The organism is Sulfurimonas sp., from assembly GCF_041563035.1.
Taxonomy (GTDB): Bacteria; Campylobacterota; Campylobacteria; order Campylobacterales; family Sulfurimonadaceae; genus Sulfurimonas.
Genome location: NZ_JBFFNS010000015.1, coordinates 40896 through 54183, shown reverse-complemented (window position 1 = coordinate 54183; position 13288 = coordinate 40896). Strand labels below are relative to the sequence as shown.

Here is a 13288-nt window from a genome sequence, read left to right as displayed (position 1 = left end):
ATGATGGCAAATAGAGGATGGGATGAATTCGAAATTGGAGCTATGCTTCGCTCATTTGATGGTAAAATAGATGATATTGCAGGTACTGCTCAAATAGATCGTGCATATTCTTCAAGTAGTTCATATACAGCAAGTGTTGCTGACTGGAGACTAGTTAAACCTGTATTCAATAAAGATTACTGTATTGATTGTCAGTTTTGTTGGATTTATTGTCCAGATGTTTCAATCATTTCTAGAGATAAGAAGATGATTGGTGTAGATATGGATCACTGTAAAGGCTGTGGAATTTGTGTTGAAGTTTGTCCTACAAACCCAAAATCACTTTTAATGTTCCCAGAACAAGCAGAAGAAGAGGCAGAGATCGCATCATGGCCTGCAAAAGATGAGGAGAAATAGTAATGGCATTTGATAAAATGGAATTAAAAGATATTGAAGTATGGGACGGTAACTTTGCAGCTGCTCAAGCTATGAGACAGTGTCAAATTGATGTTGTTGCAGCTTACCCAATTACTCCATCAACTCCAATTGTTGAAGGTTATGCAAAATTCTTAGCGGACAACTATGTTGAAGGCGAGTTTGTAATGGTTGAATCTGAACATGCTGCAATGTCAGGATGTATCGGTGCCGCTGCTGCTGGTGGTCGTGTTGCTACTGCAACATCTTCACAAGGTTTTGCACTAATGGTAGAGACTCTTTACCAAGCATCTGGTATGCGTTTACCAATCGTTTTAAACGTTGTTAATCGTGCTCTTGCTGCTCCACTTAATGTTAATGGTGACCACTCAGATATGTATCTTGGTCGTGATAGCGGTTGGATTCAGTTTGATTCTTACTGCCCTCAAAATGCTTATGACTTAAACTTTATTGCTTTTAAAGTTTCTGAAGATCATGGTATTAGACTTCCTGCAATGGTACACCAAGATGGTTTTATGACTTCTCATACAGCACAAGGTGTTCAAACATTAACGGATGATGTTGCTTATAACTTTGTTGGTGACTATAAGCCAATGAATGACATGCTTGACTTTGAGCATCCTGTAACTCACGGTGTTCAGACTGAAGAAGATTGGCATTTTGAGCATAAAGCTCGTCAACACAATGACTTGATGACTAAAGTTTTCCCTAAAATTGAAGAAGTATTTGCAGATTTCGAAAAACTTACTGGTCGTAAATATAACATCGTTGAAAAGTATGATATAGATGATGCTGATGTAGCTGTAGTTTGTATGGGTACCTCAGTTGAGACTGCTCGTGAAGTTGCAACTGAGATGAGAGCAAAAGGCATTAAAGCCGGTGTAGTTGGAATACGTGTTATTCGTCCTTTCCCTTTCATGCAAATAGCAGAAGCACTTAAAGATATAAAAGCTGTTGCAACTCTTGACCGTTCAGCTCCTGGTGGAACGGTTGGTATGTTATTTAATGAGTTAGCAGGTTGTATGTATAACTTAGAAAAACGTCCTATGCTTTGTGGAAAAATCTATGGTCTTGGTGGTCGTGATTTAACTAAAGCACACTTAGTAGAGCTATTTACTGAGCTACAGGCAAATGTTGACGCTGGTAAAATAACAACTCCATTACAACAATTTATCGGTGTTCGCGGACCGAAACTATCATATTTATAGGAGAATACTGTGAGTGAAATGAAAAAAATTAAAAACTTAAAAGAGTTCTCAACATCAGCTGACCGTTTTGAAGGTGCAAACCTTTTATGTCCTGGTTGTGCGCACTCGATTATTGTTCGTGAAGTATTAAATGCTACGAATGATGACTTAGTACTTTCAGCATCTACAGGGTGTCTTGAAGTATGTACTGCTGTTTATCCATATACATCATGGGATGCTTCTTGGATTCACATCGGTTTTGAAAATGGTTCTACTGCTGTTGCAGGTGCTGAAGCAATGTATAAAGCACTTAAGAACAAAGGTCGCCTAAAGCAACCTGATCGCAATCCTAAATTTGTATCTTTTGCAGGTGATGGTGCTTCTTATGATATCGGTTTCCAATGGATCTCTGGTTGTATGGAACGTGGTCACAACATGATGCACGTTGTTCTTGACAATGAAGTATATGCAAACACTGGTGGTCAAAGATCATCTTCAACTCCAATTGGTTCTAGTACAACAACTGCACCAGCTGGTCGTGTTAGCTATGGTGAAAAGAAAAATAAAAAAGACATGGTATCTATTATGGCATCTCACCATATTCCATATGCAGCACAAGTTTCTCCAAATAAATGGAAAGACATGGTTAAGAAGATTCAACACGGTTTTGCAGTAGATGGTCCAGTATTTATCAATGCTGTATCTCCGTGTACAACTGAGTGGAAATTTGATCCTAAAGATACAATGATGTTAGCTGACCTATCAACTGATTCATTAGTGTTTCCATTATATGAAATTATCGATGGTAGAGAGTTGAATATTACTTACCGTCCTAAAAATGTTGTTCCAGTTGAAGAGTATTTAGCTGCACAAGGTCGTTTCAAACACTTATTTAAAGATGAGTATAAGCACTTAATCAAAGAGTGGCAAGAGCGCGTTGATGACAATTGGGCATACCTACAAAGACGTGAAGAAGCAAGAGTTTAATCCAAACTTCTAGCTTTCACATATCTTGCACTAAACTCCACCACGGCAGGCTATTAGCCTAGCCTTAGTTGGAGTTTTGCACAATCTACATAAAATCTAAAACTTTTCTTTTTACTATTAACTAACAAACTTCAAAAAACATAACAAAAAATTTGCTACAATACATTCAATAAAATTAAGGATTTATAACTATGCCATTATTAGACTCATTTACAGTTGACCACACTATCATGCCTGCTCCCGCAGTTCGTAAAGCTAAGGGAATGAAAACTCCAAGTGGAGATGATATTACAGTTTTTGATCTTCGTTTCGTAAAACCAAACGAAGACATTCTTTCATCAGAAGGTATTCACACATTAGAGCATCTGTTTGCAGGTTTTATGAGAGATCATTTAAACTCTAAGGATACTGAGATTATTGATGTATCACCAATGGGTTGTAGAACAGGTTTCTATATGAGTGTTCTTGGAAAACCTGATGAAGAAGTTGTTGCTCAAGCTTGGGAAGCATCTATGAGAGATATACTAGAAGTTAAAGAGCAAAAAGATATTCCCGAACTTAATATATACCAGTGTGGAACTTATAAGATGCATTCACTATCAGATGCTAAAGACATAGCTTCTGCTGTACTTCGTAAAGATATTGATATTATGGATAATGAGGCATTGACACTGGATCTATCAAAAGTAGAAGACTAATGTATATATTACTGCCTATGGATAGTGATGAAGTTCAAGAAGCTCGTCTCACTAAGCTTGAAGATGTAAAGATATGGGCTCAGATGCTTATAGAAGAGGGACAGCTAGTAGAAGTAAATCACTCTAGTGATAAAGATAGCTTTGAAAACTTAAGCGAGTGTGTTGTAGTAGCAAATGACAATGAATATGTTTGGCCATTTATGGAAAAAAACATGATGGTTTTAGTTGCTCACACGCAAAGAAGTATAGATGATATTGTTGAAGCCTATCTCTTTAAAGAGCTACACGATTTAGCTTATTAAGATGAACTTAGATAAATTTTTACAATTATTCAATCCTCTTCCAGGGAATCACTATCTACAAGTGGCTCTTTGTGAAGATGAAATAACTGTCGCATTAAGATCTATGATGGATAGTGTTAGCGGTGAATTTAACCTTGCTCTTTATAATGAAGACAACTTAAACTTTTCACAACCTTTTCGTGCAATGCCTAGAGACCATGACATGGTAATTCTAAAAGATATTTTTCATAAACATGAGAATCCAAAAATGATTTTAAAATTAGCATACTTAACACTTGCAAATACCGCACATGTAATCATCATGGAAAAGAAGGGTATTATGGATGTAGAGGCTACAAAAGCTCTATTAGAAGAGTTTGAGTTCCGTGCACCTAATGAAATTGATATAGTTGATGGATATGATTTGGTTATTGCAAAGAAGATGCATATGTGGGGCAACGGGCTTTAGTGGATAAATTTAACGATGAACTACACGAGATAGTTCTAAGTGAAGACGGTTCATTTACAGCATATTCAAAAGAGTATGATGAACACTATCATTCTACAAAAGATGGAGCGATGAAAGAGTCGCTTTTAAAACATGTATTACCGGCTTTTAAAATCAAAAAAAATCAAGAAGAGATAAATATACTAGATATCTGCTTTGGACTCGGCTTTAATACTCTGGCAACAATTTACCATCATAAAAAGAACTCTCTATACTCTAAGCTGAATATTTACTCTCCTGAGTTAGATACAAGCCTTATATCTTCACTAAAAAACTTTACTTATCCAAAAGAGTTTGATGGCTTTGAAAATATCATTTTAGAACTCTCCGAGAAAGGTGTTTATAGTGATGAGAATTTTTATATAGAAATATTTTTAGGAGATGCAAGAGAGTATGTCAAAAAATTTCAAGAAAAGTTTGATATAGTATATCAAGATGCATTTTCACCAAGCTCTAATCCTGGTCTTTGGACATTAGAGTATTTTGCAGATATAAAAAATGCAATGAAGAAAGATGGAATGCTTACAACATATTCTATTTCATTGGCAACTAGACTGGCATTATTTAGAAATGATTTTAAAGTTTATATAAACAGTGCAGACGGAATAAGAGCTGCAACAGTTGCATCTCAAGATGAACTACAAGAGTTTACTCTTGTAGATATGAAACATAAAATATCATGTAATCCAGATGCTAAGCCATTGATGGATTAAGTTTTAAATTTATCAAGCTGAGTTTTTAGTGTTTGACTGACGCTATGTAGTTCATCAGAACTAGTTGATATATTTTGAGCATTTTCTCTATTTTGTTCAACAATGTTGTTTATTTTTTCTATGTTATTAAGTACAATTTGAGCTTTTTCTTGAACCGCTTGCGTACTTGATAAGGATGATGAAGCCAAGTCAGCTGTACTCGTAATAATATCTTTTGTGTGTTGAAGTTTATCTCTCATAAGCTCGGAGTCATTACTCAGAGTTCTTGTTTTTTCAACGTTTGAATTCATCTGGTTATTAGCATCTATGATTGATTGAGTAATAACACTGATAGTTGAGTTTATTTCCCCTACAGCTTTTTGTGTACTTTCAGCAAGTTTACGAACTTCATCTGCAACAACAGCAAATCCACGTCCATGCTCTCCGGCACGCGCGGCTTCAATAGCGGCATTTAGTGCTAGAAGATTTGTTTTATCGGCAATATCTTCTATGATACTCAAGACGTCTCTAACTGAAGAAGCATCTGTTGATAGTTGATTTAGATGACTCGCTATGTCTTCTTCTACTTGTGCATTTTCTTGGATTTTATCAACTATATCCAATACATTTGTTTGTAGTTCTTGAAGGTTATCTTCTGCTTGTCTAGTGACTTCTTGAGTTTTTTGGACATTATGTGTAGTAGTTAGAAGCTTCTCCTCCATATCATCACTCATACTTTTAGTCTCATGGACTAACTCAAACTCATGTTCAGCACCTTTACTGATTGATGAAGCACTGTTTCTCATATCATTTGAATATGAACTGTTTCTTTCTGATGAACCTTTAGCTTCATTTAGAACTTCTTGTACTTCTTGAAGCAGTTTAGTAAAGGCTTCAGATACTTCTCCAAGCTCATCTTGGTTTTTGTACTTTATGCTTTCTTTTGATAAGTCAAGTGAAGTTAACGTTGAGACTATATTATCTCTAATAGTGTTTATGGATTTTTTAATGAAGCTATACAAACGTAAATTTAGTATAGTTGAGACAAGTACAAAAAATATGATTAAAATCAAAATATCATAAAACGTTTTCAAAAGGTTAGAAGAAGTGTCATTGTAGATATCTCTGATTTTTATATTTACTTTTTGCTCTATTATATTGAACTGCTTATTTATAATAGCACTAGATAGCGCCCACTCATTAGATGCAAGCTTTTCTAGAGTCTTTTTATCCTCTTTTGTATATGCAACTTTTAGTTGCTCTAGCAGATTGTTGGAATTTTTATATTCATTGATGATAATAGTAAAAGAGTTTCTAATATTTTCATCTTTATAAAATGAACTATTTTCTATATTGACTATAACATTTTGCATATTTTTTCTAGTTTGCTCGAGAGCAATTCTTGCACCCTCAAAAGCTATTAAACCTGTTAAAGAGTTAGAAAGGTTATTGGATATTGAATTAAAATCATTTATCGCGTGTAGAAGTTCGTTATGAGGTTTAAAATTTTCTTCATAGATCATATTTATGGCTTTTTTACCATCGTTAGATGCATTTAGTGAGAAGTAGCCGATAACTATCATACTGATAGAAACTACAAAGATATTACTTAGTAGTTTTCTAGATATTAGTAGGTCTTGTTTGTTAATTAAAATTTTAAATATAAAATATAGAGCTATAAAAAGAACTAGTGCAAGTATTACTCTGGTTGTAATGTGAGTTGATAAACTGTCGTCTGGCTCTTGAGCTTCGATTTGTGGCATGATGTTTATGCCATCTAGTTTATATCCATCTTTTTTCCACTGTCCTATACCGTCTTGAAGCCAGTAAATATTTGAATAACCATCTTCGGCAGACATAACAGCTGCTTTATAAGACTTCCAGCACTTTGCACCATTACAGTAAAAAATCAGACTTGTTTGTTTATCGCTTGGCAGTCTTGAGTTATGGTATATATCATTTGAATTATCAAAATCGACAACTTTATTTGCGTTGCCACCTTTCTCATCGTAGTATGCGGAGATAGCACCATCAATATGCTCAATAGCATATTCTGGTACTTTTCGAGTATCTACAAAAATAGCACCATTCTTTTGTTTCTCTTGTGCTTGTTTAGTACTTAGGAGTTTTACTTTGTACTTGAGCGCAGTGCTTGCATCTGGAGTGACAGGTTTTGCAACCAAAGTGAGAGACAGAGCACAGAGAATAAATAGTGTCTTAATAATGTTCATTTAAAATACCCATTAAATTGAATTTTATTAAGTATATCAAAAATAAAATAAAATTATTATTTTTAATATCTCGCTGTAATTGAGTCCACATCATCCCACGTAATATTGGAGCTGTTTTTAGATTGATGAGAGATAATATGCGAAACATATCTAGCGAACATGTCAGTCTCTACATTCACTTTAGAACCTTTTCGGTAGTTTTTAAAAAGTGTCTCTTTCATTGTAATAGGTATAATTGTAAGTCTAAAGTTATCCGCATTTACATCATTAACTGTTAGGCTTACTCCATCTATAGTTATTGAGCCTTTTGGCACAATATATGGAATGAATTTTTTGTCAACACTTATAAAAACATCGAAAGAGTTTCCACTGTTTTTTATATCCTTAATTGTTCCAATTGCATCTATATGCCCCTGAACGATATGCCCTTCAAATCTATCACCCATCATCATTGCTGGCTCAATATGAACTTCATTTTTGTAGTTTTCAAGAGCAAGGTGTTTTTGAGATTCTGGAGATAATTCTACACTAAAGCCATCGTTAGAAAGCTTGACAACACTTAAACATGCGCCGTTGATTGCAATTGAGTCACCAAGTTTTGCTTTGTGTTTTGATCTTATACTTAACTCGCTTCCTGAGAAGCTTTTAACTGTAGCAATTTCTCTTATCAGACCTGTAAACATTAGTTGGTACTCCTAAAAAACAATTTTTCCATTTTCTTGTAAGCCTTTGATTATATCTTTAGCTTTAGCATGACCTTTGTAGGCTGCTTTTCTACATAAGTCAAGTGCTTTGTCATGATCTTGTTCGCATCCAAAACCTTGATCGTATAGTTGACCCAGATTGTATAGACCTTCAGCTAAACCACCATCGGCTGCTTTTGAAAAGCAGATAAAGCATCTAGCCTCATCCTGAGGAACTCCATGGCCTTCTTTGTAAAGAACACCTAGATTATTGAAACTCTCAAGGTGACCTCTTTTGGCTCCCTCTTCATACCAAAAAGCAGCCTCAGAGTAGTTTTGCAGACAACCAAGGCCACGCTCTAACATAAGGGCTACCTCATACATTGCAGGAGGTACTTCTCTTGTAGCTGCTTCCATATGAAGTTCATGTGCTTTGAACTGATCGTGTCGAACCCCACACAAGCCATTCATATATAAAATAGCCAGATTAAAAAGTGCGTATGGTTGTTTTAGCTCTGCAGCTTTTTCATAGTACTCTAACGCTTTTTTATCATCTTGTTCGCAGCCTTGTGCATTTTGATACATATAACCCAAAGATGTTAAGGCATCCGGATTTGCTTTAGATGCTAGTTCTGTGTACATTTTTAGTGCTGTTTTATAGTCACCACTGTTGTAAGCTTCATGTGCTTTTTCTATCATTATTTCTCATTCTCAGTTCTAATAGGTTGTCTATAGCTTCTTTTATTCGACTTTTTTCCAATAATCTCTTTAAAAAGATCTTCTTTTGTGCTTAAATGATCTTCTCTAATCTTATGTTCATCACTGCCATCGATTTCTTCATCAAATTCAACAACTTCTGGAACATAATCCTTAAATAAATCTTTTGTATCTTTACTCATTTTGAAAAACCTCAAGTAATTCTATATATATTATGCAAATGATACTGAAAAATGATAAAATTCGGCTAAATTAAAAATTGAATTTTTTTTTCTCGTAAAAGGCGAAGCTTCAGTTTGAGAAGTATAAATATTAGGAATAAATATATGAATTATGATGTAATAATTATTGGAGGGGGACATGCTGGTGTTGAAGCAGCTTTATCATCTGCAAGAATGGGTAATAAAACTCTGATGATCTCAATGCTTGCCGAAAATGTAGGTGCTACAAGTTGTAACCCTGCAATCGGTGGTTTAGCTAAGGGGCACTTAGTACGTGAGTTAGATGCTCTTGGTGGTGAGATGGGTCTTATTACAGATGAAGCAGGTATACAGTTTCGCATCCTTAATCAAACAAAAGGTCCAGCTGTTCGCGGAAGTCGTGCACAAATAGATATGGACAAGTACAGAGTAATAGCGAGAAATAAAGTACTAAATACTCCAAATCTTGATTTAGTTCAAGAGATGGCAGACTCTTTAATTATAGAAGATGAAGAAGTAAAAGGTGTTAAGACTAACCTTTTAAATGAATACAAAGCTAAAAGAGTAATTATTACAAGTGGAACCTTTTTAAAAGGTGTTATTCATATTGGTGAGATTAAACAAGAGGGCGGTCGTTTTGGTGAACAAACCAGTGTCGGGTTAAGTGATTCTTTAAAAGAGTGTGGTTTTGAGATAGGTCGTCTAAAAACCGGAACTTGTGCAAGAATTGACAGCTCATCAATCGATTTTTCTGTTATGGAAGAGCAGGGTGGAGATGAAACTCCCTGTCCATTCAGCTTCAGAACAAATCGCCAAGAGTTTAGAGCTACAAAAAAACAAATACCATGTTTTATAGCTTATACAAATGAAGAGACTCACAGCATCATCGAAGGAAATTTTTATCGTGCTCCACTTTTTACAGGTCAGATAGAGGGAACAGGTCCAAGATACTGTCCAAGTATAGAAGATAAGGTAAACCGTTTTAGAGATAAAGATAGACATCATCTTTTTATAGAGCCTCAGACGATGGATAATACTGAGTGTTACATAAATGGTATGAGTACGTCACTTCCACCTGAAGTTCAGCAGCAGATGATTCATTCGGTAAAAGGAATGGAGAATGCAAAGATCGTTCGTTATGGATATGCAATAGAGTACGACTTTGTTGATCCACGTGAATTAAAACATTCTTTAGAGACTAAGAAAATAAAACATTTATACTTAGCCGGACAGATAAATGGAACTACTGGTTATGAAGAAGCAGCTGCACAAGGATTAATGGCTGGAATCAATGCTTCTCTTTCATTACAAGGAAAGGAACCTCTTGTCCTAAGGCGTGATGAAGCATATATAGGTGTTCTTATTGATGATCTTGTTACAAAAGGAACTAAAGAGCCTTACCGTATGTTTACATCTCGTGCAGAGTACAGATTACTTCTTCGTGAGGAGTCAGCTGACACAAGACTTAGTCATTATGGACACGAACTTGGACTTTTAAGTGATAAATTTTATCAAAGTGTTGAGTTGAAAAACAAACAGATAAAAGAGGGTGCACAACTTTTAGAAGATACAAGGTTTACTCCAAACAAAGAATTTATAGCATTTTTAGATTCAATGGGTGAAGTTCCAATCAAAGATATATCCACAGCTCAACAACTTGTTGCCAGAAAAAGTTTTGATGTCCAAAAGATGATAAAAATAGTTCCCCAACTAGACCAGTATGATGACTATATAAAAGAAGAGATCTTGGTAGAAGGTAAGTATGCCCGCTATATAGATAAGCAAAGCGAAGAAATAGAGCGAATGAAAAAGTATCTTAAAATTGCTATACCAGAAGGGTTTGATTTTAAACACGTAAGCGGCTTATCTAAAGAAATAGTCGAGAAACTAGAAACTTTCAATCCACCTACACTTCAATCAGCAATGCAGATAAGCGGAATAACACCGGCAGCTATAGAGATATTACATATATATATTAGAATAGCAAGTAAGAGAAGATAGATAATGAAGACATATTATTATGTACACACAGGGCACCGTATAGGATTAGATAGATTCAGAAGAGCTTGTACAATTATTCGCCTTCTAAAAGGTGTTGATATTACTTTGCTTTGTTCAGATTTTCGTATTGCACAGATTGCTTCTGAATTTGGTGTAGAGAAAAGTGTTGGAATTGATGTAGTTAGAAATATTCCTCAAATATCACATAATGGTGATAAAATTATATTTGATTCAGATGAAGCAAATCCAATAATGTTAGATGATATGAGAAAGTATTTCTCTAATTTTATTAGAGTCAGTGATAAAATAGATGATAAAAAAGAAAATAATGAGTTCTTGATATCACCATACTTAAATCAAGCTGATGTTTGTAATGTAGTTGTAATTGATGAGAAATATTTTGAACAAGTGGAAAAAACTATAGAATTATCTTTCTTTTTTGGAGATGATGATTATGACAAGCAGCTAGAGCAGAATTTTTCTCTTTTGGATGGTTTAAATCCAGATTTACTTTTAGGATTTTATTACTTTTTTGATTATGAAGACATGCTGAAAGAAAAATTCAAGAATTATCACGAATTTGAAGATTATGATGATGTCATAAAAAGCTCAAAAATTTTAATAACTGCATCTCCACAAGCAGCTTTAGAAAATTTAGCTTCTGGTGGTAAACCGGTTTTTATTCAAAGATATGATTATCCAAGAGATTTTCAAGAATTATTTAAAAAAATGAATGTTCCTATCGTAGAAAACTATGAAAATAGGCAACTATTGACAATATTAGAAAACCTTGCAGAGCACGAGTATTACAAAGTGGAACATAATAGTAACTATTTAAGTAAATTTATAAAAGAGAACTTAAATTTATAAATAATTAAAACTACTTTAGTATATAATCAGGCTTTAAAATTCACACTAAAGTGAGCAGATATGGAAAATAATAGCCGTAGAGGTTTTATGGGGAAAGCATTTGGTGCCGTTGCGGCAGTAGGTGCGGTAGGTTCATTGGTTGCAATGAAAAGTAGTTGGGATCCATTACCAAGTGTAAAAGCTGCAGGTTTTACTACTCTTGATATGTCAACATATGAAGAAAACCAGTTAGTAACGGAGAAGTGGAGAGGGAAGCCAATCTTTGTTCTTAGAAAAACTGCTGAAATGGTTGCTAAACAAACTGATGTACAAAAAGAGCGTGATGTTGTTGTTGATGGTATGCATTTTATGCTAGCAATTGGTTTATGTACACACCTAGGCTGTATTCCAGCATACAAGGGTGAAGAAGATGGTTTCTTATGTGCATGTCATGGTGGTCAGTTCGACTGGGCTGGTGCTGTAACAAAAGTACCACCACCACGTGGTTTTGATATACCTCCATTTAAAATTGACGGAAACAAGTTAGTTTTAGGTGAAGCTGGTCCAGAATACACAAAGATGAAAGAAACTGGCATAACGCTATAGAAAGGGGAAAATAAATGGCACATTTTACAAAGGCGACAAGTGTTAAAGATTGGTTAAACCAACGATTAGCAATTGAAAAAGTTGAAAAAGTTATGGCATCTGAATATTGGATTCCAAAAAACATTAACTTCTTGTGGGCAATGGGTATGGTTCTTGTAATCACATTCGTACTACTTTTAGTTTCAGGTATATTTTTATTGATGTATTATCAACCAAGTGTAGGGGAAGCATTTAACAGTGTAAACTATACAATTATGAGAGAAGTTGGTTATGGTTGGTTATGGAGACACGTACATGGTGTTGCAGCATCTGTTGTTTTCTTAATTATTTATATTCACATGTTCACAGGTATATATTACGGTTCTTACAAGAAGGGTCGTGAGATGATTTGGATTTCAGGAATGCTTTTATTTATTGCATTTTCAACTGAAGCATTCTCTGGTTATATGTTACCATGGGGACAAATGAGTTATTGGGCTGGTATGGTTATTACTAACTTATTTAGTGGTGGTTCATTACATGCAGACGGTTTAGTTGAGTGGATTCGTGGGGATTATGTTCCTGCTCAAGCATTCTTAACTCGTTTCTTTATGCTGCATGTACTTCTTGTTCCAATAGCTATTATGGGTCTTATCGGGCTTCACTTTGCAGCTCTTAGAATTCCACATGTTAACAACCAAGATGGTGATGAAATTGATTTTGAAGCTGAGTCTAAAAAATATTTAGATGGCGACAAAGCTGGCTCAAAAGTTATGAGATTTGCTAATGACTTTATGTCTAAAGATATGATGGTTGTTGGAGTTTACTTAGTATTCTTCTTTTATCTAGTATTTTATAATTATGGTTTTGCAATGGATCCAGTAAACTTTGACCCTGCAGATGGTCTTAAGACACCTGCACATATTTACCCTGAGTGGTATTTCCTATGGTCTTATGAGATTTTACGTCCATTCAATATTGACCTTGGTTTAGCATTATTTGGATTTGCACAAGTTATCTTTGTTTTCTTACCTTTCTTAGATAGAAGTCCTAATTCAGTTCCTGCGTCTCGTCGTGGAGCATTTAAGTACTGGTTCTGGGGAATGCTTATTGTAATGATCGTTCTTACGGCTATGGGTAAACTACCTCCAGAAGGTATATTTAGTACGATTGGTCTTGTTGCAGCTATTATATTTATAGCTATGTGGATTGCATTACCAATTATTACATCATTAGAAAAAAAGTTATAAGGAGA

General features: G+C 34.8%; 15 protein-coding genes. 11 read left to right on the top strand and 4 right to left on the bottom strand.

The window, feature by feature from the left end; genetic code table 11:
• Positions 1 to 3: 3 nt before the first annotated feature.
• The 7 genes from ABZC13_RS10240 (at position 4) to ABZC13_RS10210 (ending at position 4788) form a co-directional block, all read left to right on the top strand.
• The gene (locus ABZC13_RS10240) at positions 4 to 396 is read left to right on the top strand and encodes a 4Fe-4S dicluster-binding protein (RefSeq protein WP_373003102.1); all 393 of its coding nucleotides are present in this window, start codon (positions 4 to 6) and stop codon (positions 394 to 396) included.
• Positions 397 to 398: 2 nt separating this feature from the next.
• Positions 399 to 1622 carry a 2-oxoacid:ferredoxin oxidoreductase subunit alpha gene (locus ABZC13_RS10235; RefSeq protein WP_373003099.1) on the top strand — a complete coding sequence of 408 codons (1224 nt, stop codon included), beginning with the start codon at positions 399 to 401 and terminating at the stop codon, positions 1620 to 1622.
• Between the two features lie 9 nt (positions 1623 to 1631).
• A complete protein-coding gene (locus ABZC13_RS10230) occupies positions 1632 to 2588 on the top strand; it encodes a thiamine pyrophosphate-dependent enzyme (protein WP_373003096.1) in 957 nt (318 codons plus the stop codon).
• A 191-nt stretch (positions 2589 to 2779) separates the two neighbouring features.
• On the top strand, positions 2780 to 3286 hold the full coding sequence (luxS, locus tag ABZC13_RS10225) for an S-ribosylhomocysteine lyase (protein ID WP_373003093.1): 507 nt from the start codon (positions 2780 to 2782) through the stop codon (positions 3284 to 3286).
• Positions 3286 to 3588, top strand: a complete 303-nt coding sequence (locus ABZC13_RS10220) for a hypothetical protein (protein ID WP_373003090.1) — start codon at positions 3286 to 3288, stop codon at positions 3586 to 3588. The genes luxS and ABZC13_RS10220 overlap by 1 nt, the downstream gene beginning before the upstream one ends.
• Before the next feature lies 1 nt (position 3589).
• A complete protein-coding gene (locus tag ABZC13_RS10215; RefSeq protein WP_373003087.1) occupies positions 3590 to 4036 on the top strand; it encodes a hypothetical protein in 447 nt (148 codons plus the stop codon).
• Entirely contained in the window at positions 4036 to 4788 is a 753-nt protein-coding gene (locus ABZC13_RS10210) for a tRNA (5-methylaminomethyl-2-thiouridine)(34)-methyltransferase MnmD (RefSeq protein ID WP_373003084.1), read from the top strand. The genes ABZC13_RS10215 and ABZC13_RS10210 overlap by 1 nt, the downstream gene beginning before the upstream one ends.
• On the opposite strand, the gene ABZC13_RS10205 is transcribed toward ABZC13_RS10210, so the two are convergent.
• The 4 genes from ABZC13_RS10205 to ABZC13_RS10190 all read right to left on the bottom strand — a co-directional run bounded on the left by ABZC13_RS10205 (position 4785) and on the right by ABZC13_RS10190 (position 8580).
• On the bottom strand, positions 4785 to 6998 hold the full coding sequence (locus tag ABZC13_RS10205) for a methyl-accepting chemotaxis protein (RefSeq protein ID WP_373003080.1): 2214 nt from the start codon (positions 6996 to 6998) through the stop codon (positions 4785 to 4787). The two genes, ABZC13_RS10210 and ABZC13_RS10205, sit on opposite strands and share 4 nt — an antisense overlap.
• Before the next feature lie 62 nt (positions 6999 to 7060).
• On the bottom strand, positions 7061 to 7681 hold the full coding sequence (gene ribE / locus ABZC13_RS10200) for a riboflavin synthase (protein ID WP_373003076.1): 621 nt from the start codon (positions 7679 to 7681) through the stop codon (positions 7061 to 7063).
• Positions 7682 to 7693: 12 nt separating this feature from the next.
• Entirely contained in the window at positions 7694 to 8380 is a 687-nt protein-coding gene (locus ABZC13_RS10195; protein WP_373003073.1) for a tetratricopeptide repeat protein, read from the bottom strand.
• Entirely contained in the window at positions 8380 to 8580 is a 201-nt protein-coding gene (locus tag ABZC13_RS10190; RefSeq protein WP_373003070.1) for a hypothetical protein, read from the bottom strand. The genes ABZC13_RS10195 and ABZC13_RS10190 overlap by 1 nt, the downstream gene beginning before the upstream one ends.
• Before the next feature lie 144 nt (positions 8581 to 8724).
• Between ABZC13_RS10190 and mnmG the strand changes: the two genes are divergently transcribed.
• The 4 genes from mnmG to ABZC13_RS10170 are packed head-to-tail and all read left to right on the top strand — an operon-like array spanning position 8725 to position 13283.
• A complete protein-coding gene (mnmG, locus tag ABZC13_RS10185) occupies positions 8725 to 10599 on the top strand; it encodes a tRNA uridine-5-carboxymethylaminomethyl(34) synthesis enzyme MnmG (protein WP_373003068.1) in 1875 nt (624 codons plus the stop codon).
• Positions 10600 to 10602: 3 nt separating this feature from the next.
• On the top strand, positions 10603 to 11469 hold the full coding sequence (locus tag ABZC13_RS10180) for a hypothetical protein (RefSeq protein WP_373003065.1): 867 nt from the start codon (positions 10603 to 10605) through the stop codon (positions 11467 to 11469).
• Between the two features lie 60 nt (positions 11470 to 11529).
• A complete protein-coding gene (gene petA / locus ABZC13_RS10175) occupies positions 11530 to 12054 on the top strand; it encodes a ubiquinol-cytochrome c reductase iron-sulfur subunit (RefSeq protein ID WP_373003062.1) in 525 nt (174 codons plus the stop codon).
• 14 nt (positions 12055 to 12068) lie between these two features.
• Positions 12069 to 13283 (top strand): cytochrome bc complex cytochrome b subunit, encoded by a 1215-nt coding sequence (locus ABZC13_RS10170; RefSeq protein WP_373003059.1) that lies wholly within the window; start codon positions 12069 to 12071, stop codon positions 13281 to 13283.
• The last annotated feature ends 5 nt before the right edge of the window (positions 13284 to 13288 follow it).